Origin of the sequence: Flavobacterium olei (assembly GCF_039749035.1) — a bacterium.
In the GTDB taxonomy this organism is placed as follows: Bacteria; Bacteroidota; Bacteroidia; order Flavobacteriales; family Flavobacteriaceae; genus Flavobacterium; species Flavobacterium olei.
In genome coordinates, this window is sequence record NZ_JBDKWC010000006.1 from 16,627 (window position 1) to 42,146 (window position 25,520).

Here is a 25,520-nt window from a genome sequence, read left to right on the forward strand (position 1 = left end):
AATTTAAAAAAAATATGCTATCGAGTTATAACTATTAATTGTTTATAAATAATTCTGATTTGTTCATAACCAAAAAAAAATCCGAAACCGCAGGGCTTCGGATTTTTCTTCATATTAAATGAATTTACTCTTTAAACTCGCCCATATTACTGTATTTGTCCATTCTCTGGGCAATTAAATCGGCTGTTGATAAGTCTTTCAATTCGTTATATCCTTTTGTAATATATTCTGCTACTGTTTTAAAAGTAGTTTCTCTGTCATAATGTGCTCCTCCTAATGGCTCAGGAATTACATCATCTACTAATTTTTGTTTTTTCATGTCAGAAGAAGTTAATTTTAAAGCTTCTGCTGCACGCTCTTTGTATTCCCAGCTTTTCCATAAAATAGAAGAGCACGATTCAGGAGAAATTACAGAATACCAAGTGTTTTCTAACATATAAACTTTGTCACCAACACCAATTCCTAATGCTCCACCTGAAGCTCCTTCACCCACAATAATGGTGATAATTGGAACCTGAAGACGAACCATTTCAAAAATATTTCTGGCGATTGCTTCTCCCTGTCCTCTTTCTTCAGCTTCAAGCCCCGGATATGCACCAGGAGTATCTACTAAAGTTAAAACCGGAATTCCGAATTTCTCTGCCATCTTCATCAAACGCAAAGCTTTACGGTATCCTTCGGGATTTGCCATACCAAAATTACGGTACTGACGTGTCTTTGTATTATAACCTTTTTGCTGACCGATAATCATAAACGATTGTCCGTTTACTTTACCTAGTCCGCCTACCATTGCCTTATCATCTTTAAAACCTCTGTCTCCGTGAAGTTCTAAGAAACTTTCTCCGCAGATTGCTCTGATGTAGTCTAAAGTATAAGGTCTGTTTGGATGTCTGGATAGCTGAACACGCTGCCAGGCGGTAAGGTTTTTATATATTTCTTTCTTAGTTTCTACTAATTTCTTGTTGATTTCCTTGCAAGTTGGCGTTACATCAACGTCAGATTCTTTCCCAATTATAACGCACTTTTCTAACTGTTCTTCAAGTTCTTTAATTGGAAGCTCAAAATCTAAATATTCCATGGATTTTTGAATTTTGTTTGTAAATCGAACCGCAAATATAAAAATATTATATCATTGGTGAAGTTAATTGTTGTTTAAAGTATAAAAATGCAATCTAAAAATAAGGAAACTATTACAAGTTTTCCTTCTTATTCTGATAATGTTTGAATACACCATTCAGTATTACTGTTATGATAATTATAACTGCTCCAATGTAAAATTCAACACTCATTTTCTCTTTTCCTCCTAATATAAAATAAGCCAGAATTATACCATAAACAGGCTCTAAATTGGTGGTTAACATTACAGTATAAGGTGTTAATCTCTGCATCACTTTTACAGAGGCGGTAAAGGCGTAAGCTGTGCAGACAGAAGCCAGGACCAGTAATAGAATCCAGTTATTTAATGATAAGGAAAAGAAGTCTGCTGTAAATTTTCCTTCAAACAAAAAATAAACAGAAATAAAGAAAACCCCTGCACCAAATTCATAAAAAGTTATTACCGAAGGTTCATGATCTGCAATTAATTTACCATTCATTAAAGTAAATACGACTCCAAGAATAATAGAAGCTAATGCAAAATAAACACCTTGCAGATATTTAATTTCAACTTGTAAAATCAATCCCAGACCAGCGATGATAATCAGTCCGAAAAAAACTTCATACCATAATACCTTCCTTCCATAAAATAAAGGCTCTAATAATGAGGCAAAGAATGCACCCAGCGAAAATATGGAAAGCGTAATAGAAACATTGGAAACATGGATGGCTTTGAAAAAGAAAATCCAATGCAGGGCAATCAGCAATCCGACAAAAATCAATTTGAAAAATTCCCTTACCGGAACCTGAAAAGATTGTTTTTTATAAAGGATAAATCCGCCAAGGAAAATACCCGCCAATAACATTCTGAACCAAACCAGATTTTCTGCATCAATTGTAATTAGTGCGCCCAAAATAGCCGTAAAACCCCAGATAAAAACAATTAAATGAAGATTTAAATAACTTTTTAAATTATCGTTTCGCATTACGTAATAAGTAAACAGCCAAAATTCCGAAAACAATATTCGGGAACCAGACAGCTAATAAAGGTGAGAAAGTAGATTTTTCGGCAAGTGTACCAAATATTTTATCAAAGAACACAAATGAGAAAGCAATTGCAATCCCGATTGCTAAGTTGGTTCCCATTCCGCCACGTCGTTTCATTGCAGAAACAGAAACAGCAATAATTGTTAAAATAAAAGCCGAAACCGGCACGCTATATTTTTTGTACAGCACAACGAGATATGTATTTATATTTCCCGAACCACGCTTTCTCTCTTTGTCTATAAAATCAACTAATTTACCAAGCGTAAGCGTTTCTGCGATATATACTACCGGAGTTAAATCGGCCAATTCGAACTTAAAAGCTATATTTTTTTCAGGAGATTTTTCAATCACATCGTTTAAATCGCCAATCGTTCGTTTGGTAAAATCGTATAAAACGTACACTTTTTTCTTCGGGTCCCATTTAATACGACTTGCAGTAATTTTATAAGTAAGCTTTTCTTTTTCAAAATGTTCTAACGAAAAATTAAAGGCAGTTTTAGATTCTTCGTTAAAACTATTTACAAATATAAAATCGTGATCGTTAACCTGTCTGTAGACATTTGTGTTTTCGCCACGCATGAGCTCTTTTCCGTTTCCTTTTAGGTAGGTATATCTAAAATTGTTATAACCTTCACTTGCAGCAGGAACAATAAAAAATCCCATTAGCAATACAAAAAGCGAAACAATTGTTGCCCCGATAATATAAGGACGCAAAAATCGAGTAAAAGAAATTCCCGAACTCAAAATTGCAATAATCTCTGTATTATTTGCCAGTTTAGAGGTAAACCAGATTACCGACAAAAACAGAAATATAGGAAACAGCGAATTAATAAAATAGATTGTAAAATTGTAATAATAGAAAGCAATATCCATAAACGGAATTTTGTTCTCCAGCATTTTATTGACTTTTTCAGAAACATCAATAACGATTCCGATTGGCGCAAATAAAAGAAGCATAACAGAGAAAGTTCCCAGATATCTTTTTAAAATGTATTTATCTATTATTGAAAGCATAAGTTTTTTGTTTCAGGTTTCAGGTTTCAGTTTGCTTTGGCTAGCGTCAGGTTTCAGTTACGCCGGGCAACCTGAAACCTGAAACTAAAAAAACCTGAAACTTCTTTTTTAAAGTCTCTGACTCATATTTTTAACCATCATTTCTTTCCATGGTCTAAAATCTCCTGCTAAGATATGTTTTCTCGCCTCACGAACCAACCACATATAGAAACCAAGATTGTGAATAGTTGCAATTTGTTTTCCTAAATACTCATTGGCAGCAAATAAGTGACGCAGATACGCTTTAGAATATTCTGTATCAACAAAAGTGTGCGCCATTTCGTCAATTGGAGAAAAATCGGCTTCCCATTTTTTATTTTTAATATTGATTGTTCCGTTCGCCGTAAACAACATACCATTTCTGGCATTACGGGTAGGCATAACACAATCAAACATATCAATTCCTAACGCTATATTTTCTAAAATATTTATCGGAGTACCAACACCCATTAAATAACGCGGTTTATCCTCCGGAAGAATTTCGCAAACCACTTCAGTCATGGCATACATTTCTTCTGCCGGTTCCCCTACAGAAAGTCCTCCAATTGCATTTCCCTGTTGACCTGAATTTGCAATATATTCTGCCGATTGCTGACGAAGATCCTTATAAGTACTCCCCTGCACAATCGGGAAAAAAGTCTGCTCATAACCATATTTATATGGAAGTTTCTCCAAATGATTGATACAACGATCCAGCCAACGATGTGTCATATGCATAGAACGCTGTGCGTATCTGTAATCACAAGGATACGGTGTACATTCATCAAAAGCCATGATAATATCAGCCCCAATTGTACGCTGAATTTCCATTACATTTTCAGGAGTAAAAAAGTGGTAAGAACCGTCAATATGCGATTTAAACTTCACTCCTTCTTCCTTAATTTTTCGATTTGAAGAAAGAGAATATACCTGATACCCTCCGGAATCGGTCAAAATATTACGATCCCAGTTCATAAATTTATGCAGTCCGCCGGCTTTTTCCAAAATTTCGGTCTGCGGACGCAAATATAAATGGTAGGTATTTCCAAGAATAATATCCGGGTTAATCTCTTCTTTCAATTCACGCTGATGCACTCCTTTTACAGAAGCAACCGTTCCAACGGGCATAAAAATAGGAGTTTCTATAACCCCGTGATCGGTAGTAATACTTCCCGCTCTAGCTTTAGACTGCGGATCTTTTTGTAATAAATCAAACTTCATATTCGTTTTTCGCCCAATTGTTCGGGACGGCAAAGATAATCTAATTTCAGGAAAATTTAATTAGATAATTTGGCAATTAGAAAATATGTTAATTCAATAATTTAGAAAATTAAAAAATTAGATAATTTTCACACTTCGGCAAATATTGAACCCGAACTAAGGACTCAACACTAAAACTAGGGACTAAAAACTAATCACTAAGGACTATTTACTAACAACTTTCTTTGGGCGTTCCCTCCGGTCGGGCTATCCGCTGTATCTTTTGCTCCGGAACCAATCATTTTTAATTAAGACCAAACGTTTGTCGCAAAAGGATGCCGCTGCTATCCCTAACGCAAACACGTCTCCATTACAAATATCGTGAATGTAAAAACTACAAGATCAAACCGATAAAGTGTAACATAATAAGACGGTTCATTTTGTAATTTTATATCTGTTACATATATAAAACAAGGTCAAACTAAAATATAGAAATCATGATAAATGCCGAAGAAAAATTAGATCAGATCAAGGACGATCAAATAGAAAGAAACCTTGAGAATATGGATTATCCAGCAAACGAAGATATCTACAATCAGGACAATAAGCTCGAAGACATCAATCCTGAAGAAATTTCAGGAGAGCGTATCATCAATCAGGACAATCACGAATGGAAACAAAACAGCGACAAAATCGGAAATGATTTAGACGTCCCCGGTTCCGAATTAGATGATGAACTGGAAGATATCGGTTCAGAAGACGAAGAGAATAACTTTTACAGCGAAGGCGACACCAATTAAAGATTAATTACAGGTCACGCAACAAAGGAATATTTAATTCCAATAAAATATTTTGCCACAGGTTTATAGATTAGGAGATTTTTTCAACCTTTTAATCTATTTAATCTGTGGCAATTTTTTATGCAAAACCGATTAGATGCCACTATTTTTTCAACGATAAGTAAAAAAAAGAATAAAAAATTTAACAATTGAAGCAAACTAAAGCAAAAAATGATTTGTCTCCCCGCAAAATAACGATTACTTTTGCTAAAGTTTAAAATTTTACATATAAATGAAGCCTAACACACAACAATTAAGCGATTTAACGATCCAAGTAAGAAGAGATATTCTTAGAATGGTACATGCTGTAAACTCAGGCCACCCGGGTGGATCTTTAGGCTGTACTGAATTTTTGGTAACACTATATCAAAATATCATGGACCGCAAAGAAGGTTTTGATATGAACGGAATTGGAGAGGATTTGTTTTTCCTTTCAAACGGGCATATTTCTCCGGTTTTCTATAGCGTTTTAGCACGCAGCGGTTATTTTCCAGTTTCAGAATTAGCTACTTTCAGATTATTAAATTCACGTTTACAAGGACACCCAACTACGCACGAAGGTTTACCTGGAGTTCGTATTGCTTCTGGTTCATTAGGACAAGGTTTATCTGTAGCTCTTGGAGCAGCGCAGGCTAAAAAATTAAACGGAGATAATCACTTAATTTATACCTTACACGGAGACGGAGAATTACAGGAAGGTCAAAACTGGGAAGCTATTATGTATGCCTCTGCAAAAAAAGTAGACAACATAATTGCAACTGTCGATCTAAACGGAAAACAAATTGACGGAACAACCGACGAAGTTCTGCCAATGGGAAGTATCCGCGCAAAATTTGAAGCTTTTGGCTGGGATGTAATAGATATTCCGCAAGGAAACGACATCGATGCAATTCTTACTGGTTTAACAGATGCAAAATCAAGAACAGGAAAAGGAAAACCGGTTTGTATTTTATTACACACTGAAATGGGTAACGGAGTTGATTTTATGATGCATACGCATGCTTGGCACGGAAAAGCGCCAAACAATGATCAGTTAGCAGCGGCATTGGCTCAAAATTATTCTAAAGATCAGCACGATTATTAAAAAAAGCTAAAAGCTTTAAGCGATAAGCTCTAAGCCTATTGCCTACAGCGTAAAGCATACAGCAAAATTAAAGATGAAAAAATATACAAATACAGGAAGTAAAGATACCCGTTCAGGTTTTGGAGCGGGAATGACAGAACTAGGTCAGAAAAACGAAAACGTTGTTGCGCTTTGCGCAGATTTAATCGGATCATTGAAATTTGATGAATTCAAGAAAAATCATCCGGAACGTTTTTTCCAAATCGGAATTGCCGAAGCTAACATGATCGGAATTGCTGCAGGTTTAACAATTGGCGGAAAAATTCCTTTTACAGGAACTTTTGCCAACTTTTCTACAGGAAGAGTTTACGATCAGATTCGTCAGTCTGTGGCTTATTCAGATAAAAATGTAAAAATTTGTGCTTCTCACGCTGGATTAACTCTTGGAGAAGACGGAGCTACGCACCAGATCTTAGAAGATATCGGTTTAATGAAAATGCTGCCGGGAATGACTGTAATCAACACTTGCGATTACAATCAGACAAAAGCAGCAACTTTAGCATTGGCAGACCACCACGGTCCTGCTTATTTACGTTTCGGACGTCCTGTAGTACCTAACTTCACTCCTGCCGACGAACCTTTCGTGATTGGAAAAGCCATTATGTTAAATGAAGGAACAGATGTAACAATTATTGCCACAGGACATTTAGTTTGGGAAGCTCTTATTGCTGCTGAAGCTTTAGAAGCAAAAGGAATTTCTGCTGAAGTAATCAATATCCATACAATTAAGCCACTTGACGAAGAAGCTATTTTAAAATCTGTTGCTAAAACTAAATGTGTGGTTACTGCAGAAGAACACAATTACCTTGGAGGTCTTGGAGAGAGTGTTTCTGGAGTATTAGCTTTAAACAATCCGTCTCCGCAAGAATTTGTTGCAGTTAAAGATAGTTTTGGTGAATCTGGAACTCCGGAGCAGTTAATGGAGAAATACAAGTTAAACAATCAGGCGATTGTTGAAGCTGTAGAAAGAGTTCTTAAAAGAAAATAATATAGTTTTTTTACTTATAACAAACCCTCGAAATGACATTTCGAGGGTTTTGTATTTTTAAAATATTTAATACCAAGAAATTGGAATTTCTAGCCAAGGTCCATTTCCTACGTAAATTTTGAAAGGTCCTGAAACATTAAAATTTGTGAACCACTGAGACGGATTAGCAGGTGCAGGAAGATTCGAAGGATTCCAAGTAGCCAACAAAAATGTACTCGTCGTAGATGTAGCAGTTTGGAGAAGAGAAAATTTCCAAAGAACTGAATTTGATCCAGTCAAACTATAAGTATCTATCGACCTTATATTAGAAGCTTCCTTCCATGTACATCTCCAAGTAGAACATGATCTATATTGCAATGTAGATCTCAAAAACATTTTGCTAGATTGTATTTCATCATTCAAAACAATTGTTTCGTTGTATAAATCCAAAACATGTCTAATTCTACTGCCTGGCACATTAAAACTACCCTCATCAGTAACAAAAGTCTTTATTCTATTCTCATTTGGAAGAACATTTCTGGCTGTTAAATTTTGATCAGGCTTAGAAACACTTAACAAACTTCCGTAAACTTCCAATTTATCTTTTTCAGCAATAAGCTGTTCAGATGATTTATTTATTTCATCTACTGAAAGTAAATAAAAAGTTCGTTCATTAAGCCATAAAGCTTTACCATCAATCTTAACTTTAGAGTCAAAATTCAATATTGACTTTAATGCTTCGGAATAAATAACTCTTGTCTCAGACAATTCATCTCCTTCCATATCTGAAATATTTTCCGATATACTTTGTAAAGAAATCAACTTTTTAGAAGATACCCACTTTTTAATATCCTCATTGCTCAGTAATGATAATTCAGAATATTCTTTAACAAAAGATTCTTCATTTTTAAATGACAACATTTTGCCATCTAAAACTGAAGCTGAGGTGTCTGCTGTAGAGACAACTTCATTATTTAACTGATCTTCACTACTGCATGACAAAACTGTAATACCTAAAAACAATGCAATTAATTTTTTCATTTTATAAATATTTAATATTATTCTTTCAAAAATATATAAAAATGAAATAAATTCTTTACGGAATACCGTAAAAAAGAGATTAATTCTTATAAATAAAACCAAACAACTGAATATCAATACATAAAGCACTGAATTTAATACTATATTTAATGTTTTTCTGTTATCAAAAAAAAAGACCTGAAAGTAATTTCAGGTCTTTTTTGTAATATAATTTATTTTATTTTTATCGGATAACTTTTATCCAGATGAATCCTTAATCTTCCAGGAGCTGTGTAATCTTCTTCCGTATATTTCTTAGGGTTATTTGCAGACTCTACCGGATCGTTTGGATTAGTCAGAGCACCAGTTGGTCTTCTAGGAATTCCTCGAGGCTCCGTTTCATCTACATTAGGTGTCACGGGATTATCTGCTTTCGGATCCCACGGATAATACAGACTGATTCCGTAATTAAATCCATTAACAACACCAACTTCTCCCGTAGGCTTAGTAATCTCAAATTTTGTAGTAAAACCATCTCCATCATCATCATGATCCAGAAAATCAGGAATTCCGTCTAAATCTGTATCGTCCGGGTTTGCCGGAGGATTAGGATATAAGGTTGTATTTCTGTAATCTCTAACATAACCATCTCCATTTATATCTTCTTCATAATCTGGAACACCGTCCGGATTCACCAATAATGCACCAGTAGTAGAAGAATAACCATTATTTTCGTGATCTAACCTACTAAAATCATATAATTTGATGGTAAAAATCAAAGGTGAATAAGCTGGAATAGCTCCAGAAGAACTGCCGGTAGCATAATACCCTAGTCCTGATGGAATAAACAATACTCCTGCTCCAAAATCCTTATAACTAGCTGTGCCGTCAGCATTATAAGTAGTTGTCCCAGTTTTAAATTGAGGAAAAATTTCGCTCCACCCCAAAATAACACCATACAAATCAGTAGCACTTTTTGGATAAATTACCTCTTCAAAAAATGTAGTTTTTAAATAACTTGGTTCTGTGGTCGTTTTATCAACACGACTTAAATACTCTCCCCTATATGCAACCACCGCACCATCTGTATTCATTGGTGCAGTACCAATACCTTCTCTTAAAACAAGATAATACATTTTATACGTTATTCCATGAACGTATGGTATCTCTCTTAAAACCAATTTAGGAAATGTTGCACTATTCAAATAAGACATTATAGAAGGTTGTGTTGCAGGATCCGTTATTTTCGTAAAAGTAACATCCATATTTTCACTAACCGTAATATAATTTGTGTTTAAATACTCTTCAATATCTGCATTATCAGTATTAAATTGTTCTTGATAATTCCTTAAAGGAACAACTACCGCTTCATCATCATCTTTTTTATTACAAGAAACGATGGCAATACCAGCAAGTAACAAAACAAAATAATATTTTAATTTATTCATTATTATCATTTTTTTAGGTGCGCAAGATACAATATTGATTTATTTTTGTAAAGAATTTAACTTGGATTTTAGAAAAATTATGAGAATAGATAAATACCTGTGGTGCGTTCGATATTACAAGACCAGAAACATGGTTACAGAAGCCTGCAAAAAGAATCATATTACTGTAAATGGACAAGTGGCCAAACCTTCCAAAGAAGTTTTTCCAACAGACCGGATTACATTCAGAAAAGACCAGATTACTCAAATCATCACTGTTTTGGATATTCCGGAAAGCCGTGTGGGAGCAAAATTAGTAGACATCTACCGCAAAAACGAAACTCCTGCCGAAGCTTATGCACATCTCGAATTATTAAAACTTTCCAAAGAACATTATCGTAAAGCCGGAACGGGACGTCCTACTAAAAAAGACCGACGGGATATCGACGATTACGGAGACGAAATATACGACGAGGAAAAAACGGATCTTTAAAAGAAAACCAAGTCATTCCGGGGGAAATTTCAGATAAATTCAAATAATTCCAATTTCAATAAATTTGTACATTAGCAAAAAATTACATTTATGAGCAATAATATCATTTTAACCCATCAGGAAGTCGAACATAAAATCAACCGTATTGCCTATCAAATTTACGAGACTTTTGTAAACGAAGAAGAAGTTGTTATTGCCGGAATTGCTTCTAACGGATTTCTTTTTGCCGAAAAAATTGCCGCAGCACTCAGCAGCATTTCTACTTTAAAAGTTTCTATCTGCGAAGTAAAAGTAAACAAGCAAAATCCGCAGGAACAGATACAAACCTCATTGACACCTGACGAATACAAAAACAAAGGACTCGTTCTGGTAGACGATGTACTAAACTCCGGAACTACTCTAATATATGCTGTTCGTCATTTCTTAGATGTTCCGCTTAAGAAATTCAAAACAGCAGTACTTGTAGATCGAAATCACAAAAAATATCCGGTAAAAGCCGATTTTAAAGGAATCTCACTTTCAACCTCATTATTAGAGCATGTACAGGTAGTTTTCAACTCAGAAAGTGGTGATTACGCTTCTTTAAGCTAAGATTTTTAATATATCCTGAACCGTTTCTTCGACAGATTTATTGTCTACTACGACTTTATGCTGCGCCTGGTTGTAATAAAAACTTCTGTCGAATAAATGTTTCGCAATAAACTCCCTCATCTCCTCTTCATCCATATTAGCAATTAAGGGACGTTTGCTTTTATTATAAACCAGTCTATTATATAAGGTATCTATTGACGCCTTTAAATATATAGAAGCTACTTCCTCTCCTTTTAATAATTCATGATTATTGGCATAACAGGGAGTACCTCCTCCCAGTCCGATAATATAATTTTCCGGAGAATGGAGTAATTCTACAAACATTTCGTGCTCTAATTTTCGAAAATAGACCTCTCCATGTTTAGAAAAAATTTCATTTATAGACAAATTTGCTTTTTTTTCGATACATTCATCCAGATCTAAAAACGGAATTTTAGTAATTTTCGACAAATTTTGGGCAATTGTTGACTTTCCGCAACCCATATAACCTAACAACACTATTTTTTTCATATTAATAAAACCTTATAAACTAAGCAATTGGAATTTTTTCCAAAAAAAAGACAAATTTATAATAAAATAGCTTGGAAACTTCAAAATAAACTCCTTATATTTGCACCCGCATTCAAGAAATTAAATGACTCGATAGCTCAGTCGGTAGAGCACATCACTTTTAATGATGGGGTCCTGGGTTCGAGCCCCAGTCGGGTCACAAATTTTGTGATAAACAAATTAAATTTCTTGAAAGCAATGACTCGATAGCTCAGTCGGTAGAGCACATCACTTTTAATGATGGGGTCCTGGGTTCGAGCCCCAGTCGGGTCACAAAGGTCGGGTAATTTATTTTACCCGACCTTTTTTCTTTAGGCCATGTGGAGAAACGGTAGACTCGCCATCTTGAGGGGGTGGTGCTCGCAAGGGCGTGAGGGTTCAAATCCCTCCATGGTCACTTAAAAAAAAATTAAAGTTTAATTTGCTATTAAATAAGGCTTTACACAAATACCTCGAATTTATTGAAAATCATTTCAAAAAAAAGACAGGTAAGCTAAAATAAGTCCTTATATTTGCACCCTCATTAGAAAAACAATGACTCGATAGCTCAGTCGGTAGAGCACATCACTTTTAATGATGGGGTCCTGGGTTCGAGCCCCAGTCGGGTCACAAAAGGTTAAGTAATTTATTTTACTTAACCTTTTTCTTTTATATGGTATCTCAGTAAAATTATTGCACTTCCTGTAATTAAAAACTTCTCAGGTACTAACTGTAATTTTATTTACGAAATACACTTTCAAAACAAAACTTTCTTAAATTCGTGGGCAAATAATTTAATCACTAATCCCAAATTAGTTTATGAAAAACCTACTATTAGCATCATTCCTCATGATCGCATGCTCTTCATGGGCACAATCTGCCAATGGCTATTTCGACAAAGCCATGAAAAAGGCCGAGGCCGGAAATACAAAAGGCGCCATTGCAGATTACACAAAAGCTATTAATCTCGATTCTAAATTTGTTGAAGCTTATCAAAATCGGGGCGTTGCAAAATTAAAATTAAACGACTTAAAAGGAGCCCAATCTGATTTCACTAAAACTATCGAATTAGACGATATGAATGCAGATGCCTTTACCGGAAGAGCCAACGTAAATTATAAATTACAAAACTTTCAGGGAGCCATAGAAGACTGCACTGCTTCTTTAGGTTTAAATCCGAAAGACTATATCGCTTATAACCTTAGAGGTTTGGCTTATAATAAAATTGGGGACAAAAAAAACAGCTGCAAAGATTTTACAAAAGCAATTGAATTAGGAAGCCAAAGCGCCATAAAAAACAAAGCCACTTTTTGTAAATAACAAATTAAAAATTAGGACAATCTGCACAATTTCCAAACGCAGATTGGCCTAATTTTATCAAAGTAATAAATTTCCTAAAAAATCAGTATACTTTTTTATCAGTAAAATATATTATTAATACTTCAGCCTCTAAATCTCTATCTTTTTAATGTAGTTTTAAGGTGCCGTCTGAGATTTTATTTTACATTTGTTGACTTAATTGCAACAAATGGTAAACAATATTAAAACTGTTTTCAGTATTAAAGATCTGGAGAACTTATCTGGTATTAAAGCACATACAATTCGCATCTGGGAAAAAAGATACAATGTCCTTGAACCTATGCGAACGGACACCAATATTAGATTTTATAATCTTCAAAATCTTCAGAAACTTCTTAACATCAGCTTACTACACGAATACGGTTATAAGATTTCCAAAATTGCAACCTATCCTGAAGAAAAAATTCCACAGCTGGTTCGCGAAATAATTTCGAAAAAAAATTCTCAAAACTTTGCCATCACTTCTTTCAAAATGGCAATGATGAACTTCGACCAGGAATTATTTTTCAACACATTTGACTGGCTTATTTCAGAAAAAACTTTTAAAGAAGTATTTAAAGATCATTTTTTACCCTTATTAAAAGAGCTCGGACTATTATGGCAATCTGAAACAATTACCCCTGCTAATGAACATTTTATGAGTCATTTAATCAAGCAGAAAATATTGATTTATACCGAAAGCCTTCAAATCCGGAAACCAACTAAAACCGACCGTATTTTTGTTCTATCGCTTCCGCTGAATGAAATTCACCAAATCGGATTATTATACCTTCAATATGAAATTCTCGATAAAGGATACAAAACCATTTATCTGGGGGAAAGCATGCCCATTGAAAACCTTCAGGACTTAACCAGACATTTTGAAAACATAACCTTTGTTTCTTTTATGACCGTTCAGCCCGACAGAAGCGTAATCAACCAATATGTTAAATCTATGGGACAGAAATTATTACAAAATAATAACGAAATCTGGTTGATGGGTAAAATGGTGGAACACATTGATCCAAAGGTCCTAACAGACAAAATTAAGGTTTTTGACTCCATGGAAGAAACTATTAACATGATCTGATTTATTTTTGTTTAAGTTTTTCTTATATTTGTTAAACAAATGAGAAAAACTATCCAAATACTAGGTTCCGGCTTCTCTTCTTTAGCCGCTGCATGTTATCTTGCCCAACAAGGAAACAGCGTGACTGTTTATGAAAAAAACAGCACCATTGGAGGACGCGCCAGACAATTTAAAGAAAACGGTTTTACGTTTGATATGGGACCAAGCTGGTATTGGATGCCCGACGTTTTCGAACGCTTCTTTAAAGATTTCGACAAAATGCCTTCCGATTATTATGAGCTCATCAAACTAAATCCTGCTTACAGGGTCTATTTCGGAATTAATGATTTCATCAGCATTTTTGATAATCTGGAAGACATCAAAGCTACTTTTGAAAGCATTGAAAAAGGAAGTGCGCAGAAACTCCAAAACTTTATAAATCAGGCAAAAAGCAATTACGATATTGCAATAAAAGATCTGGTATATCGTCCCGGAGTTTCTCCTTTAGAATTAATTACGCCTCAAACCACCTTAAAACTGGGGCAGTTTTTAAGCAATGTAAGTGCTGATATACGAAAACAATTCACCAACGAAAGATTAATTCAAATTCTGGAATTCCCGGTTTTATTCCTGGGCGCAAAACCAACCAAAACGCCATCTTTTTATAATTTTATGAATTACGCCGATTTTGGTCTCGGAACCTGGCATCCAAAAACAGGAATGTTTGATGTTATTAAGGGAATCGAAAAACTGGCATTGGAACTTGGGGTAACAATTAAAACCAATTCTCCGGTAGAAAAAATTCTGGTCGAAAATAAAACCGCGACCGGAATTGTAATTAACGGAGAAATTCTGAAATCAGATATTGTTTTAAGCGGTGCCGATTATCAGCACACCGAAACACTTTTAGATAAAGAACACCAAATGTATTCGGATAAATATTGGGAAAGCCGCGTGTTCGCTCCCTCCGCTCTCTTGTTTTTTGTAGGTTTTGATAAAAAAATTGAAAACATTTCACATCACGCCTTATTTTTTGACGTCGATTTTAATCAGCATGCCATTGATATTTACGATGAGCCGAAATGGCCAAAAGAACCATTGTTCTACGCCAACTTTCCTTCTAAAACAGATCAGACTGCAGCACCCGAAGGCATGGAATCCGGATTTTTCTTAATTCCGCTTGCACCGGGAATCGAAGACAGTGAAAAATTAAGAGAAGAATATTTCGAAAAAATAATCACTCGTTTTGAGCAGCTTACGCAGCAAAAAATTAAAAATAATATTATCTTTAAGAGATCATTCTGCAAAAATGACTTTGTAACAGACTATAATGCTTACAAAGGAAATGCATACGGAATGGCAAATACACTAATGCAAACGGCTTTTTTAAGACCAAAATTAAAAAGCAAAAAAGTCAGGAATTTATATTTTACAGGACAGTTGACAGTTCCTGGCCCAGGTGTTCCGCCTGCCTTAATTTCAGGAAAACTAGCAGCTGAATTAATTCAAAAATCTTTTAGATCTTAAAAAAATGAAATCACTATTCGACGCCGTTTCTTTCAAATGCAGTAAACTCGTAACTAAAAATTACAGTACGTCATTTTCACTTGCCGTAAAAATGCTGTCGCCAAGCATACGCGATGCCATTTACAGCATTTATGGATTTGTCCGTTTTGCAGACGAAATCGTAGATTCTTTTCATGATTATGAAAAGGAATATTTAATAGACGATTTTGAAAAAGAATATTACAAAGCAATGGAATTAGGAATCAGCCTTAATCCTATTTTAAATTCTTTTCAACACACTGTAAAAGAGTACAATATAACAGATGATTTGGTTCAGGCTTTTTTAAAAAGCATGAAAATGGATCTTATAAAATCCAACTATCAGACCCAGTCAGAATACATCGATTACATTTATGGTTCTGCAGATGTAGTAGGTTTAATGTGCCTTAAAGTTTTCGTTTCGGGAAAAGAACATAAATACGAACAATTAAAAAGCGAAGCCATGCGTTTGGGATCGGCTTTTCAGAAAGTGAATTTCTTAAGAGATTTAAGAGATGACAATATCATCCTGAACCGGACGTATTTTCCGGGAATCAACCTGGGCAACTTTACCGAAGATTCAAAAACCGAAATTATAAAAGAGATTGAAGAAGATTTTCGAATCGCCTATCAGGGAATTGTAAAACTTCCAATCGAAGCCAAATTTGGAGTTTATACCGCTTACGTATATTATAAAAAGTTACTTAAAAAACTGAAAAATACACCGTACAACGAAATCGGAAATTCCAGAATCAGGGTTTCCAATTATACAAAAGCCGGCCTTTTAGCCCAGAGTTTTGTAACTTACAAACTAAAGCTTGTGTAAATTTAGTAATTCCTACAGTTTGTCACGCTGGCCGAAGTCGAAGTGCCATATAATTTTAACATCAACAATAAAAAAATGATTTCCTTTCTAATCTTTTTAAGCGTTTTTCTGTTCATGGAATGTGTAACCTGGCTTACCCACAAATACGTCATGCACGGATTTATGTGGTATTTCCACGCAGATCATCATCAGCCCAAGTACGAAGACACCTTCGAGCGTAATGATATTTTCTTTGTAATTTTTGCTATTCCAAGTATACTTTTATTCTATTTTGGTGTTCAGGGCGGATTCAACTATCTTTTTTTCATCGCATGCGGTATAACATCTTACGGCATTTGTTACTTTTTAATTCACGATGTTTTAATTCATCAGCGTTTTAAATGGTTCAAAAACACCAAAAACAAATACCTCATCGGATTAAGAAAAGCTCATAAAATTCATCATAAGCATCTAAACAAGGAACATGGAGAATGTTTCGGAATGCTGTTTGTGCCCTTAAAATATTATAAAATGTAAATAAACTCATGGTTTAACAATTTGCTATGAAGTAAAAACATCAAAATAATTTGGGCGTTACCCTCCGGGTCGGGCTTTGCATTCCCGCTTTTTTGCAAAAGGCAGAAAAAGCCTTCTACAAAAAGAGCTCCACTTTAATCCCTAACGCTCACGTACTACAAGAAAGATTTGTGCTTATGAAATTATACAAGATAGTAACCGTACAACATATCAATGCCAGCGTAGAACAATGCTGGGATTTTTTCTCCAGTCCAAAAAACCTGCAAACCATTACGCTCGACAATATGAATTTCGTAATTCAGGATTACGACGATAAGCGAATGTATCACGGACAAATTATAACCTATACCCTTAAACCGCTTTTCGGAATCAAAATGTCCTGGGTAACCGAAATAACAGCATGCAGAGAAAACGAGTATTTTGTCGATATTCAGCAATTTGGACCCTATAAATTATGGCATCACAAGCATTTTTTTGAACCTACTCCAGACGGAGGGACAAAAATGACCGACATTGTACATTACGCACTTCCATTCGGATTTTTAGGCAGAATCATGAATCAACTCGTCGTGAAAAACAAACTAAAAAGCATCTTCGATTACAGATACAATAAAATCGAAGAACTATTTAATGCAAAAAAGTAAACCACAAATAAAGGATTACAAAATCTGTGGCAAAAAAGATTAAATTACAATGACAAAACAAAAAGTTACCTTTTTCTGGTTGAGACGTGATTTGCGTTTAGAAGACAACACCGGATTATTTCATGCCCTGCAATCTGGTTTTCCCGTAATTCCGCTATTCATTTTCGATGAGGATATTTTAGAACATCTTCCAAAGAATGACGCCAGAGTAACTTTTATTTATGATTCACTTTCAGAAATAAATTCAGAACTAAAAAAGATTCAATCTTCAATTTTAATTAAAAAAGGAAAAACAAAAGAAGTATGGAAATCGCTTGTTGAGGAATTCGACATCGAAAACATTTTCTATAATAAAGATTATGAACCTTATGCAATAAAGCGTGATGCAGAAATTACGGCTATCTTGCAAAAAAATAACATTGAATCTTTTCCTTTTAAAGACCATGTAATCTTCGAAGAAAAGGAAATTACAAAAGCAGATGGACTTCCCTACACTGTTTACACACCTTATAAAAACAAATGGCTGGAGAAATACCATCTTTCAGGATCTGGTCCGGAAAATGATACTACGCCTTTCTATTCTAATTTTGCAAAAAGTAAATTTGAATTTCCTGATTTGGCTCAAATTGGTTTCGAAGTAAGTACGATCAAAGTTCTTCCTCATAATTTGAAACAAATTACAAATTATAAAGAAATCAGAGATTTCCCAGCCTTAGACGGTACCTCTTATCTTTCGCCACATCTGCGTTTTGGAACAGTCAGTATTAGAAAATTGGTAAATTGGGCACACAAAAAAAATCAGACTTTCCTGAGCGAACTCATCTGGCGCGAATTCTTTATCCAGATTCTTTTTAGTTTTCCCAAATGTGTCAATCATAATTTTAAATCCAGTTACGACGGTATTCAGTGGCGAAATAACGAAGACGATTTTAAACGCTGGTGTTCAGGTACAACAGGTTACCCAATGGTAGATGCAGGAATGCGCCAATTAAATGAAACCGGTTATATGCACAATCGTGTACGAATGGTTGTAGCAAGTTTTCTGTGCAAGCATTTGTTAATAAACTGGCAATGGGGCGAAGCTTATTTCGCAGAAAAGCTGCTGGATTTTGAACTCGCTTCCAATGTTGGAAACTGGCAATGGGCAGCAGGAACAGGCTGTGATGCCGCACCCTACTTCAGGGTTTTTAATCCGGAAATCCAACAAAAGAAATTCGACGAAAAAGGAGCATATATCCGCAAATGGATCCCTGAATTTGATTTTGGTCATAGCGAACCAATGATAGACCACGCTTTCGCCAGAGATCGCGCAATTGCCACTTATAAGGCAGGAATTGTTAAATAAGATTTTTTTGTTTCAGGTTTGAAGTTTCATGTTTCAAGTTTCATGTAAGTTTGAAGTTTGAAGTTTCAGGTTTAAGTTTCAGGTTTAAGGTTAATAAGATTGAACTCAATCTTTGTCTTCCTGAACGAAGTCGAAGGATACGCAAAGTGAAGACACACAGTACTACATTATTATAATCCTTCGACTTCGCTCAGGGAGAACATATAAAACCTGAAACAAAAAATTTATATTAGAGATTTTTATCAAAGTTTAAAACTCTGACAAAGCTTATTTTCACTGCTAAGAAAACCTGAAACGTGAAACAAAAGAAACAAACCTGAAACTAAATCAATATACGAGATCTTTGTCAAAGTTTAAAACTTTGACAAAGATTACAATCAATTATAAGAACCTGAAACTTTGAGACCTGAAACAAAAGAAACAAAACTTAATATTTCAAATAATTACTTACCACAATTTTCGCTTTCAAATCGAACATTAAATTGTACAAACCAAAGAAAGTTCGATTCATATAAATAAAATGCTTAGAACCACGGTTTCCGTTCATTTTTTTCAAATTAGTATCTGCTGAGAAACGTTTGCCCAAATCGGCAATTTCATTAAAGAACTTTTCATCGGCAAAATCAAATGTTTCACTTTGAAAAGGTTTTGTAAACAGCGACAGCAAATCATGAAACATTTCAGTAAAATATTCAATCTCTTCCGGAGTATCATCTTTACGAAGGATTTCCAACTCAAATAATTTATCGTTAAAAAGCTTTTTATCTGTAATTACCGTTTGATTGATTAATTCGAAATAAGGTGTATAAAATTCGTCAGGAATTTGTTTCATACAGCCAAAATCAAGCGCAATAAGTTTATTTTGATTGTCGACCAGGAAATTACCCGGATGCGGATCTGCATGGACTTTTCGCAGAACATGAATTTGGTACATATAAAAATCCCAAAGCGCCTGACCTAATTTGTCGCCAGCTTCCTGATCTGTATTTATGGCAGTAAACTCAGATAGATGAATGCCCGACATCCAATCCATAGTAATTATCTTCTCCGAAGAAAATTCAGGATAATAATTGGGAAAGGTAATGTTTTCAATTTTAGCGCAGGCATCTACAACTTCCTGACTTTGTTTTAATTCCAGCAAATAATTGGTTTCTTCAATCAGTTTGTCTTCTACTTCCTTAAAATACTTGTCAGAATCTTTTCCCTGCAGATTAAACATTCTGATGGCGATTGGTTTTACCAAAGACAGATCTGAGGAAATACTGTTGGCGACACCAGGATACTGAATTTTAACAGCGAGTTTTTTATCATTTTTCTTCGCTAAATGCACCTGCCCAATACTGGCAGCATTTATCGAATTGGGATTGAATTCATCAAAGATTTCGTAAGGTGTTTTCCCAAAATTATTTTTAAAAGTCTTTAATACTAATGGAGCAGAAAGCGGCGGTACAGAAAATTGCGAAAGCGAAAATTTCTCTACATACGCCTGAGGCAGAAAGTTTTTATCCATACTCAGCATTTGAGCAACTTTAAGTGCACTTCCTTTTAAGCTTTTTAGTCCGTCGTAAATATCCTCCGCATTATTTTCGTTCAGTTTATCACGGCTTAAATCCGGATTCACTATTTTTTCTGCATAATGCTTCACATAATTTACTCCGATCTTTGCCCCGGTCTGAACCAGTTTACCTGCACGTTCAATTTTTGAAGTGGGAATATAATCGATTGTTTTCATTTATTTACTGTATACTTTTTCTTTGAATAAAAATTTTCCAAAATCAATAAGATGATTTATTGGCGCAACATTCATTAATTCAAACGATGCATTAACTGATTTTTCTATAAAAATATCAGTTTTCTCAAATGCTGCAGACTCATCCTGCATCCAGAATTTAAGTGTAAGCATCAATTGCAGCCAGGAAGATTCCTGAATAGCTTTTTCCTGAAATTTTTGAAATTTCTCCTGCTCCAGTCTGTAATCGTCTGTTAAGATTTCAGAAACATATTCTTTAAAACTATTTCTAAGCGTAGTTAACTGAACTAAATTCTTCAACGGATTGCGATCCAATTTAAGTGACTGTAAAACGTAACTCCTGTTGGCCGTTAAAATCTCGAAGAAAGTAAAATAGAAACTCAGCATCTTGTTTTTCATATCATATTGCTGGTATTCTTCTGTAGTTTTGAGAAGAGTAACGGCGTTTTCAAAAAACATTCTGAATATTTCTTTTTCCAGAGCTTCAAATGTTCCAAAAAAAGGATAAAAATCAGTTTCTGCGAAGCCATTATCTTTTGCAAAATGAGAAACAGATTTCGGTCTTTGCCCTCTCTCCAAAACCTCATCCATATATTTCGAAACGATTTCTTCTTTGGTAATTATCTTATTTTGAGTCTCCATTTTATTAAAATTTAGAATTTGCTATAAAGGTAAACATTGTTTAAGTATCTTTACTATACCTTAAACAATATGCACTGTTAAATATATTATAAACTATTATGGCTCAAAATGTTCTATTAACTGGGGGAAGTGGTTTCATTGGAAAAAATTTGACAGCTGTTCTAATTGAAGCGGGTTTTTCCGTATCGGTTCTGAGCCGTTCTGATAAAGAAAACACTCCAGAAATTACATATTATAAATGGGATTTAAATAAAAATTATATAGACAACAATGCAGTTTTAAATGCCGATTATATTATTCATCTCGCCGGCGAAGGAATCGCAGATAAAAGATGGACGAAAAAACGAAAAAGAGATATTTTAGAAAGTCGTATAAAACCTATTGAGATGATTTTTTCGATTTTAGAAAGTAACAATAAAAAACTGGAAGGCTTTATTTCGGCTTCTGCTGTTGGAATTTACGGCTCTGTTACCAGCCATAAAATTTGTACAGAAAGTACACCACCGGCAGATGATTTCCTGGGAGCAACCTGCCAGAAATGGGAAAATGCCGTCGATAAAATCGGTTCATTACAAATTCGCACCGTAAAAATTAGAACAGGTATAGTACTTGGAAAAGAGGAAGGCTTTCTAAAAAAAATGATCCCTACTTTTAAATCTGGTTTTGGTGCCGTTTTAGGATCGGGTAAACAATATCTCCCCTGGATTCATATTGAAGACCTAGCCAATATTTATCTGAAAAGTGTTCAGGATTCTAAACTTGAAGGTCCGTACAATGCGTGCATAACTGATAATACTACAAACTCCAGGCTTTCTAAAATAATGGCAAGATTTTATGGCTATTCGATCTGGCTTCCTAAAATTCCGTCTTTTGTTTTAAAAATTTTATTAGGCGAACTGAGCGAAGTTGTATTAACAGGGCAACGGGTTTCTTCAGAAAAAATACAGCAAACTGGTTTTGAATTTCAATTTACAGATTTGGAAAAAACATTAATAAATTGTTTGAAATAATCTCTAATTCCACGGATTTCACTGATTCGCTTCCGCGAAAGCGCAGATAAAAACGGATTTTAGATTTTATATTTACGTTATTGCGTTCTAAACTCGGCTTTATTTTAAAGTTAGCATTGTTTCTTCGCTACGCACAATTCCCGTTAATTCCGTATTGGCTGTTTTTGAAATTTTCGCCGCAATCGGGTTTGGAATAGCAATATTGAAATCTGAAACCGTAATAGGAAAATCCGAAATCACCTGAATTCCTTCCGGAACTCTTTTGATCAAAGCATTTACCACAATTTCTTTCGATTTTCCGCGAAGATTCAATTTTCCTTTTATCTGATATTGTTTTTCAACTTCATCAATATCCTTAACATCAAACTTTTCAATTTTACCTTTAAAAACGGCTTTCGGATAACGATTACTTTCCATATAGTTATCGTTAAAATGCGCCTGCATCATCTCGTGCTTAAATTGAAAATTTTTAATCACAACAGTGCACACAAAGGTACTTGACTTGGGTTCTAATACAATGGCAACCTGTCTGTTTACTGCTTTTATTTCTTCGAATAAAGGCACAGATGCTTCAAAGTTTATCGTACCCGTATTGGTATAAAACTTGTCTTGGGCAAGTACAGAAAAGGCGGTAAAAAATAAAAATAATAATGTAGTTGTTTTCATAATCGTCTACACTTAAACAATTATGCCATTCTATGTTTTCTGATTAAAAAGAAATAAAATTCAGATTCAAATTAGCCCGAAAAACAGAACGACAGTACTCAGTGAAAAATCCCGTAACCCAATAATTATACTTAAAGTTACGAAATTTCTACACGCAGGGTCCTGTCGGAAATGCTAAATATATGTGAATGTTTTTATTTAATGCTGAAATAGATCAAATTAAAAAAAAATATAAAATTTAAAAAATTATCCTTTCATTTCAGTACAAATTTCTATTAAAAAGCCATTTAAATCCCGCACATAAGCCACAATTTGTCCCCAAGGTTTTTCTTCAGGTTCCAAAACTATTACAGCTCCAAAAGTGGTTGCTTTCTGTAAAACCTCCGGCACATTATCTGTTACAAAACCAATTTCTATTGCAAATGGCTTGTCTTCCAGACTGCTTTCTATAAAACCATCTTTAAAATTTTGCTGTGCTAAATTTTTTGATGCGAAAGAAAGCGTTGTTTCTCCTGTAATTAATTCGCCATAATCATTATCCGGTGAAACAAATTTTCTCGAAAAGCCAAAAGCATTTTCATAAAATGAAATCGATTCTTCTACGTCTTCAACGTAAAGAATTGTATATCCAAACTTTATCATATTTTCTATTAATTAATGTGTAAGAAATAAATATAAGAAAATTAAATTAGCTGATTTCTAAAAGAACATTGTATTTTTCTAAACTTGCCAAATCTTCGATCGAGTTGATATTGGCCAGTTTTTCGTGTTCTTCGACTTCTTTTCGTACTTCGATATGTTTTACAGCTTTTCTAAAACGGCGGACTTCCTGTAAATTGGATAAAATTAATCCCGGAACCTGAACGCTTTTTCCTTCCTTATCTTTGGCAACCATTGTAAAGTAGGACGAATTGCAATGTTTAACAGCGCCGGTCTGAATATTTTCTGCTTCAACGCGAATACCCACAATCATGGAGCTTCTTCCAACGTAATTTACAGATGCTTTCATCGTTACTAATTCTCCAACTTCTATTGGTTTTAGAAAGTTAACTGTATCGACAGAAGCGGTAACACAATAATTTCCGCTGAATTTTGACGCTGAAGCGAAAGCAATCTGATCTAAGAGCTGTAGAATATATCCTCCGTGTATTTTACCGCTAAAATTGGTATGCGAAGGCAGCATTAATTCTGAAATGCTGATTTTTGAGGATGAAACGGGTTTAAAATCTGTAGTCATGTTTTTTGTTTTTGGTATGTTTTTTTAAGTTCTTAGTTTTTTAGTAACATAGTCCTTAGTATTTCTAGTTCTTGGTATTTACTCTGTTAGTCCTGAAAATTAAAAACCCAGGTTCAGATATACACCAAAGACTAAGGACCAAAGAGAGTTAAAACTAATTCAGCAATTCATTTTCATCTGAATTCAAAGCTCTTGCGATGATACTTTCCGGAATGGATTTCTTTGCTTTTGCTCCCATTTTTTTTAGTCTTTCTACACTAGAAATAAGATTTCCTTTTCCGTCAACGAGTTTATTCATTGCACTTTCGTATTCGGTTTTAGTATCTTTAATTTTATTGCCAATTCGAACCAAATCACTCACAAAGCCTTCAAATTTATCGTATAAGGCGCCTGCTTGTCTTGCAATTTCCAACGCATTTTCCTGTTGTTTCTGATTGGTCCACATGCTGTCAATTGTACGTAAAGTAGCAAGAAGTGTGCTCGGTGTAACAATTACAATATTTCTGTCGAATGCTCTTGTATATAAAGTCGGATCCTCATTTAGCGCAATTGCAAAAGCCGGTTCCATCGGAATAAAAAGCAATACAAAATCCGGGCTTTCCATTTGATATAAATCGTGGTAATTTTTGCTTCCCAATTGCTCGACGTGTCTTTTTATAGATAAAACATGTTCTTTTAAAAATTCTATTTTTAAAAGTTCCGATTCTTCATTGATCCATTTTTCATAAGCTGCCAGAGACACTTTAGAATCGACAATCATTTTTTTACCATCGGGAAGATTAATTACAACATCAGGAAAAACGCGATTTCCTTCACTGTTTGTAAAACTTTGCTGCACTTCATATTCTCTCCCTTTCTCTAAACCGGATTTTTCTAAAACGCGCTCCAAAACAAGCTCGCCCCAGTTTCCCTGCATTTTACTGTCACCTTTTAACGCTTTGGTCAGGTTTAAGGTTTCTTTGCTCATTTGTGCGTTCATCTCGCTTAAGCCAATAATTTGCTGGCGAAGCGCCGCATGGTAATCAATGCTTTCTTTGTGTGTCTGATCTACTTTTTGTTCAAATATGTGAATTTTATCCTGTAATGGCAGCAAAATACTTTTCATATTTACAGTATTTTGTTCGGTAAACTTAGCCGATTTTTCTTCCAAGATTTTATTGGCGAGGTTTTCAAATTCTTTGGTAAATTTTTCCTGAAGTTCGTTGATTTCGCTTTTTTGTTCTTTATGACGCTCCCATAAATTTTCAAAATCAACTTCTTTTTTAGATAGCTGAATAGCCAGACTGTCTTTTTCTGTCCGAATACTTTCTTTTTCAGAAATGGTAAGCTGCAATTGTTTCTGCAAATTGTATTTCTCACTCTCAAATTGCTCTTTCTGCATTTGAAGCTGCGCATTAAATGCATTTAATTTTTCATCAGAAATTGCTTTTTCTGACTGGGATTTTGATGACGCAAGTATTTTACCTACGTAGATGCCAATAAAAAGTGCAACAACAAAACCCACTAAAAAAGGTAGAAACTCCAACATAACTAAGTTTATTTTACGTAAAAGTACGCAATAATACGTAGT

General features: G+C 34.6%; 26 protein-coding genes and 4 tRNA genes. 17 read left to right on the forward strand and 13 right to left on the reverse strand.

Going from position 1 to position 25,520, the window contains the following annotated elements:
- Positions 1 to 124 precede the first annotated feature (124 nt).
- The 4 genes from ABEB31_RS15980 to tgt form a co-directional block, all read right to left on the reverse strand.
- Positions 125 to 1,078 carry an acetyl-CoA carboxylase carboxyltransferase subunit alpha gene (locus ABEB31_RS15980; RefSeq protein ID WP_347052645.1) on the reverse strand — a complete coding sequence of 318 codons (954 nt, stop codon included), beginning with the start codon at positions 1,076 to 1,078 and terminating at the stop codon, positions 125 to 127.
- A gap of 112 nt (positions 1,079 to 1,190) precedes the next feature.
- Positions 1,191 to 2,081 carry a DMT family transporter gene (locus ABEB31_RS15985; RefSeq protein WP_347052646.1) on the reverse strand — a complete coding sequence of 297 codons (891 nt, stop codon included), beginning with the start codon at positions 2,079 to 2,081 and terminating at the stop codon, positions 1,191 to 1,193.
- A complete protein-coding gene (locus ABEB31_RS15990) occupies positions 2,068 to 3,156 on the reverse strand; it encodes an LptF/LptG family permease (RefSeq protein ID WP_347052647.1) in 1,089 nt (362 codons plus the stop codon). The genes ABEB31_RS15985 and ABEB31_RS15990 overlap by 14 nt, the downstream gene beginning before the upstream one ends.
- Positions 3,157 to 3,264: 108 nt before the next feature.
- A complete protein-coding gene (tgt, locus tag ABEB31_RS15995; RefSeq protein WP_347052648.1) occupies positions 3,265 to 4,395 on the reverse strand; it encodes a tRNA guanosine(34) transglycosylase Tgt in 1,131 nt (376 codons plus the stop codon).
- 476 nt (positions 4,396 to 4,871) lie between these two features.
- On the opposite strand from tgt, the gene ABEB31_RS16000 reads away from it, so the two are divergent.
- The 3 genes from ABEB31_RS16000 (at position 4,872) to ABEB31_RS16010 (ending at position 7,324) form a co-directional block, all read left to right on the forward strand.
- Positions 4,872 to 5,174, forward strand: coding sequence for a hypothetical protein (locus ABEB31_RS16000; RefSeq protein ID WP_347052649.1), 303 nt, complete (start codon positions 4,872 to 4,874; stop codon positions 5,172 to 5,174).
- 271 nt (positions 5,175 to 5,445) lie between these two features.
- On the forward strand, positions 5,446 to 6,297 hold the full coding sequence (locus ABEB31_RS16005) for a transketolase (protein ID WP_347052650.1): 852 nt from the start codon (positions 5,446 to 5,448) through the stop codon (positions 6,295 to 6,297).
- Between the two features lie 73 nt (positions 6,298 to 6,370).
- Positions 6,371 to 7,324 (forward strand): transketolase family protein, encoded by a 954-nt coding sequence (locus ABEB31_RS16010; RefSeq protein ID WP_347052652.1) that lies wholly within the window; start codon positions 6,371 to 6,373, stop codon positions 7,322 to 7,324.
- A gap of 66 nt (positions 7,325 to 7,390) precedes the next feature.
- Here the strand turns inward: ABEB31_RS16010 and ABEB31_RS16015 are convergent, their stop codons facing one another.
- Positions 7,391 to 8,344 carry a hypothetical protein gene (locus tag ABEB31_RS16015; RefSeq protein WP_347052653.1) on the reverse strand — a complete coding sequence of 318 codons (954 nt, stop codon included), beginning with the start codon at positions 8,342 to 8,344 and terminating at the stop codon, positions 7,391 to 7,393.
- Positions 8,345 to 8,556: 212 nt separating this feature from the next.
- Positions 8,557 to 9,771 (reverse strand): BamM family beta-barrel-assembly machinery protein, encoded by a 1,215-nt coding sequence (bamM, locus tag ABEB31_RS16020; RefSeq protein WP_347052654.1) that lies wholly within the window; start codon positions 9,769 to 9,771, stop codon positions 8,557 to 8,559.
- Positions 9,772 to 9,850: 79 nt separating this feature from the next.
- Between bamM and ABEB31_RS16025 the strand changes: the two genes are divergently transcribed.
- Both ABEB31_RS16025 and ABEB31_RS16030 read left to right on the forward strand, forming a co-directional pair.
- Positions 9,851 to 10,243 (forward strand): RNA-binding S4 domain-containing protein, encoded by a 393-nt coding sequence (locus ABEB31_RS16025; RefSeq protein WP_347052655.1) that lies wholly within the window; start codon positions 9,851 to 9,853, stop codon positions 10,241 to 10,243.
- A gap of 90 nt (positions 10,244 to 10,333) precedes the next feature.
- Complete coding sequence (locus tag ABEB31_RS16030; RefSeq protein ID WP_347052656.1) at positions 10,334 to 10,834, forward strand: phosphoribosyltransferase domain-containing protein; 501 nt, start codon at positions 10,334 to 10,336, stop codon at positions 10,832 to 10,834.
- On the opposite strand, the gene ABEB31_RS16035 is transcribed toward ABEB31_RS16030, so the two are convergent.
- On the reverse strand, positions 10,826 to 11,344 hold the full coding sequence (locus ABEB31_RS16035; protein WP_347052657.1) for a shikimate kinase: 519 nt from the start codon (positions 11,342 to 11,344) through the stop codon (positions 10,826 to 10,828). The two genes, ABEB31_RS16030 and ABEB31_RS16035, sit on opposite strands and share 9 nt — an antisense overlap.
- A 126-nt stretch (positions 11,345 to 11,470) precedes the next feature.
- Between ABEB31_RS16035 and ABEB31_RS16040 the strand changes: the two genes are divergently transcribed.
- From ABEB31_RS16040 to ABEB31_RS16090, 11 genes are all read left to right on the forward strand, one after another.
- Positions 11,471 to 11,543 (forward strand) — tRNA-Lys (locus ABEB31_RS16040).
- Between the two features lie 40 nt (positions 11,544 to 11,583).
- Positions 11,584 to 11,656, forward strand: a tRNA-Lys gene (locus ABEB31_RS16045).
- Positions 11,657 to 11,697: 41 nt separating this feature from the next.
- Positions 11,698 to 11,780: transfer RNA gene (locus tag ABEB31_RS16050), tRNA-Leu, on the forward strand.
- Between the two features lie 139 nt (positions 11,781 to 11,919).
- Positions 11,920 to 11,992, forward strand: a tRNA-Lys gene (locus ABEB31_RS16055).
- A 189-nt stretch (positions 11,993 to 12,181) separates the two neighbouring features.
- A complete protein-coding gene (locus tag ABEB31_RS16060; protein WP_347052658.1) occupies positions 12,182 to 12,682 on the forward strand; it encodes a tetratricopeptide repeat protein in 501 nt (166 codons plus the stop codon).
- Positions 12,683 to 12,890: 208 nt separating this feature from the next.
- The gene (locus ABEB31_RS16065) at positions 12,891 to 13,790 is read left to right on the forward strand and encodes a MerR family transcriptional regulator (RefSeq protein ID WP_347052659.1); all 900 of its coding nucleotides are present in this window, start codon (positions 12,891 to 12,893) and stop codon (positions 13,788 to 13,790) included.
- Positions 13,791 to 13,829: 39 nt separating this feature from the next.
- On the forward strand, positions 13,830 to 15,296 hold the full coding sequence (locus tag ABEB31_RS16070) for a phytoene desaturase family protein (protein WP_347052660.1): 1,467 nt from the start codon (positions 13,830 to 13,832) through the stop codon (positions 15,294 to 15,296).
- A gap of 4 nt (positions 15,297 to 15,300) precedes the next feature.
- Positions 15,301 to 16,140 carry a phytoene/squalene synthase family protein gene (locus ABEB31_RS16075; protein WP_347052661.1) on the forward strand — a complete coding sequence of 280 codons (840 nt, stop codon included), beginning with the start codon at positions 15,301 to 15,303 and terminating at the stop codon, positions 16,138 to 16,140.
- A gap of 75 nt (positions 16,141 to 16,215) precedes the next feature.
- Positions 16,216 to 16,656, forward strand: a complete 441-nt coding sequence (locus ABEB31_RS16080; protein WP_347052662.1) for a sterol desaturase family protein — start codon at positions 16,216 to 16,218, stop codon at positions 16,654 to 16,656.
- Positions 16,657 to 16,832: 176 nt separating this feature from the next.
- On the forward strand, positions 16,833 to 17,300 hold the full coding sequence (locus ABEB31_RS16085) for an SRPBCC family protein (RefSeq protein WP_347052664.1): 468 nt from the start codon (positions 16,833 to 16,835) through the stop codon (positions 17,298 to 17,300).
- 49 nt (positions 17,301 to 17,349) lie between these two features.
- Positions 17,350 to 18,645, forward strand: a complete 1,296-nt coding sequence (locus ABEB31_RS16090) for a cryptochrome/photolyase family protein (RefSeq protein ID WP_347052665.1) — start codon at positions 17,350 to 17,352, stop codon at positions 18,643 to 18,645.
- A 427-nt stretch (positions 18,646 to 19,072) separates the two neighbouring features.
- On the opposite strand, the gene ABEB31_RS16095 is transcribed toward ABEB31_RS16090, so the two are convergent.
- Entirely contained in the window at positions 19,073 to 20,377 is a 1,305-nt protein-coding gene (locus ABEB31_RS16095; RefSeq protein ID WP_347052667.1) for an ABC1 kinase family protein, read from the reverse strand.
- Positions 20,378 to 21,037: a TetR family transcriptional regulator C-terminal domain-containing protein gene (locus ABEB31_RS16100; RefSeq protein ID WP_347052668.1), complete on the reverse strand. Its 660-nt coding sequence runs from the start codon at positions 21,035 to 21,037 to the stop codon at positions 20,378 to 20,380.
- Between the two features lie 98 nt (positions 21,038 to 21,135).
- Here ABEB31_RS16100 and ABEB31_RS16105 point away from each other — a divergent pair, with 98 nt between their 5' ends.
- Positions 21,136 to 22,047, forward strand: coding sequence for a TIGR01777 family oxidoreductase (locus ABEB31_RS16105; RefSeq protein ID WP_347052669.1), 912 nt, complete (start codon positions 21,136 to 21,138; stop codon positions 22,045 to 22,047).
- Between the two features lie 99 nt (positions 22,048 to 22,146).
- Here the strand turns inward: ABEB31_RS16105 and ABEB31_RS16110 are convergent, their stop codons facing one another.
- The 4 genes from ABEB31_RS16110 to ABEB31_RS16125 all read right to left on the reverse strand — a co-directional run bounded on the left by ABEB31_RS16110 (position 22,147) and on the right by ABEB31_RS16125 (position 25,478).
- Positions 22,147 to 22,713, reverse strand: coding sequence for a YceI family protein (locus ABEB31_RS16110; protein ID WP_347052672.1), 567 nt, complete (start codon positions 22,711 to 22,713; stop codon positions 22,147 to 22,149).
- A 246-nt stretch (positions 22,714 to 22,959) separates the two neighbouring features.
- A complete protein-coding gene (locus ABEB31_RS16115; RefSeq protein WP_347052673.1) occupies positions 22,960 to 23,355 on the reverse strand; it encodes a VOC family protein in 396 nt (131 codons plus the stop codon).
- A 46-nt stretch (positions 23,356 to 23,401) separates the two neighbouring features.
- Positions 23,402 to 23,950, reverse strand: a complete 549-nt coding sequence (locus tag ABEB31_RS16120; protein ID WP_347052674.1) for an acyl-CoA thioesterase — start codon at positions 23,948 to 23,950, stop codon at positions 23,402 to 23,404.
- 154 nt (positions 23,951 to 24,104) lie between these two features.
- On the reverse strand, positions 24,105 to 25,478 hold the full coding sequence (locus ABEB31_RS16125) for a DNA recombination protein RmuC (protein WP_347052676.1): 1,374 nt from the start codon (positions 25,476 to 25,478) through the stop codon (positions 24,105 to 24,107).
- Positions 25,479 to 25,520 lie beyond the last annotated feature (42 nt).

Excerpts from the sequence above, each read along its gene's own strand:
- ABEB31_RS16070 (WP_347052660.1), top strand. The coding sequence starts at position 13,830 with ATGAGAAAAACTATCCAAATACTAGGTTCCGGCTTCTCTTCTTTAGCC.
- ABEB31_RS16120 (WP_347052674.1), bottom strand. The coding sequence starts at position 23,950 with ATGACTACAGATTTTAAACCCGTTTCATCCTCAAAAATCAGCATTTCA.
- ABEB31_RS16085 (WP_347052664.1), top strand. The coding sequence starts at position 16,833 with ATGAAATTATACAAGATAGTAACCGTACAACATATCAATGCCAGCGTA.
- ABEB31_RS16110 (WP_347052672.1), bottom strand. The coding sequence starts at position 22,713 with ATGAAAACAACTACATTATTATTTTTATTTTTTACCGCCTTTTCTGTA.
- ABEB31_RS15980 (WP_347052645.1), bottom strand. The coding sequence starts at position 1,078 with ATGGAATATTTAGATTTTGAGCTTCCAATTAAAGAACTTGAAGAACAG.
- bamM (WP_347052654.1), bottom strand. The coding sequence starts at position 9,771 with ATGAATAAATTAAAATATTATTTTGTTTTGTTACTTGCTGGTATTGCC.
- ABEB31_RS16100 (WP_347052668.1), bottom strand. The coding sequence starts at position 21,037 with ATGGAGACTCAAAATAAGATAATTACCAAAGAAGAAATCGTTTCGAAA.
- ABEB31_RS16030 (WP_347052656.1), top strand. The coding sequence starts at position 10,334 with ATGAGCAATAATATCATTTTAACCCATCAGGAAGTCGAACATAAAATC.
- ABEB31_RS16025 (WP_347052655.1), top strand. The coding sequence starts at position 9,851 with ATGAGAATAGATAAATACCTGTGGTGCGTTCGATATTACAAGACCAGA.
- ABEB31_RS16115 (WP_347052673.1), bottom strand. The coding sequence starts at position 23,355 with ATGATAAAGTTTGGATATACAATTCTTTACGTTGAAGACGTAGAAGAA.
- ABEB31_RS16065 (WP_347052659.1), top strand. The coding sequence starts at position 12,891 with ATGGTAAACAATATTAAAACTGTTTTCAGTATTAAAGATCTGGAGAAC.
- ABEB31_RS16035 (WP_347052657.1), bottom strand. The coding sequence starts at position 11,344 with ATGAAAAAAATAGTGTTGTTAGGTTATATGGGTTGCGGAAAGTCAACA.
- ABEB31_RS16015 (WP_347052653.1), bottom strand. The coding sequence starts at position 8,344 with ATGAAAAAATTAATTGCATTGTTTTTAGGTATTACAGTTTTGTCATGC.
- ABEB31_RS16125 (WP_347052676.1), bottom strand. The coding sequence starts at position 25,478 with ATGTTGGAGTTTCTACCTTTTTTAGTGGGTTTTGTTGTTGCACTTTTT.
- ABEB31_RS16105 (WP_347052669.1), top strand. The coding sequence starts at position 21,136 with ATGGCTCAAAATGTTCTATTAACTGGGGGAAGTGGTTTCATTGGAAAA.
- tgt (WP_347052648.1), bottom strand. The coding sequence starts at position 4,395 with ATGAAGTTTGATTTATTACAAAAAGATCCGCAGTCTAAAGCTAGAGCG.
- ABEB31_RS16095 (WP_347052667.1), bottom strand. The coding sequence starts at position 20,377 with ATGAAAACAATCGATTATATTCCCACTTCAAAAATTGAACGTGCAGGT.
- ABEB31_RS16075 (WP_347052661.1), top strand. The coding sequence starts at position 15,301 with ATGAAATCACTATTCGACGCCGTTTCTTTCAAATGCAGTAAACTCGTA.
- ABEB31_RS16080 (WP_347052662.1), top strand. The coding sequence starts at position 16,216 with ATGATTTCCTTTCTAATCTTTTTAAGCGTTTTTCTGTTCATGGAATGT.
- ABEB31_RS15990 (WP_347052647.1), bottom strand. The coding sequence starts at position 3,156 with ATGCTTTCAATAATAGATAAATACATTTTAAAAAGATATCTGGGAACT.
- ABEB31_RS16090 (WP_347052665.1), top strand. The coding sequence starts at position 17,350 with ATGACAAAACAAAAAGTTACCTTTTTCTGGTTGAGACGTGATTTGCGT.
- ABEB31_RS16005 (WP_347052650.1), top strand. The coding sequence starts at position 5,446 with ATGAAGCCTAACACACAACAATTAAGCGATTTAACGATCCAAGTAAGA.
- ABEB31_RS15985 (WP_347052646.1), bottom strand. The coding sequence starts at position 2,081 with ATGCGAAACGATAATTTAAAAAGTTATTTAAATCTTCATTTAATTGTT.
- ABEB31_RS16060 (WP_347052658.1), top strand. The coding sequence starts at position 12,182 with ATGAAAAACCTACTATTAGCATCATTCCTCATGATCGCATGCTCTTCA.
- ABEB31_RS16000 (WP_347052649.1), top strand. The coding sequence starts at position 4,872 with ATGATAAATGCCGAAGAAAAATTAGATCAGATCAAGGACGATCAAATA.
- ABEB31_RS16010 (WP_347052652.1), top strand. The coding sequence starts at position 6,371 with ATGAAAAAATATACAAATACAGGAAGTAAAGATACCCGTTCAGGTTTT.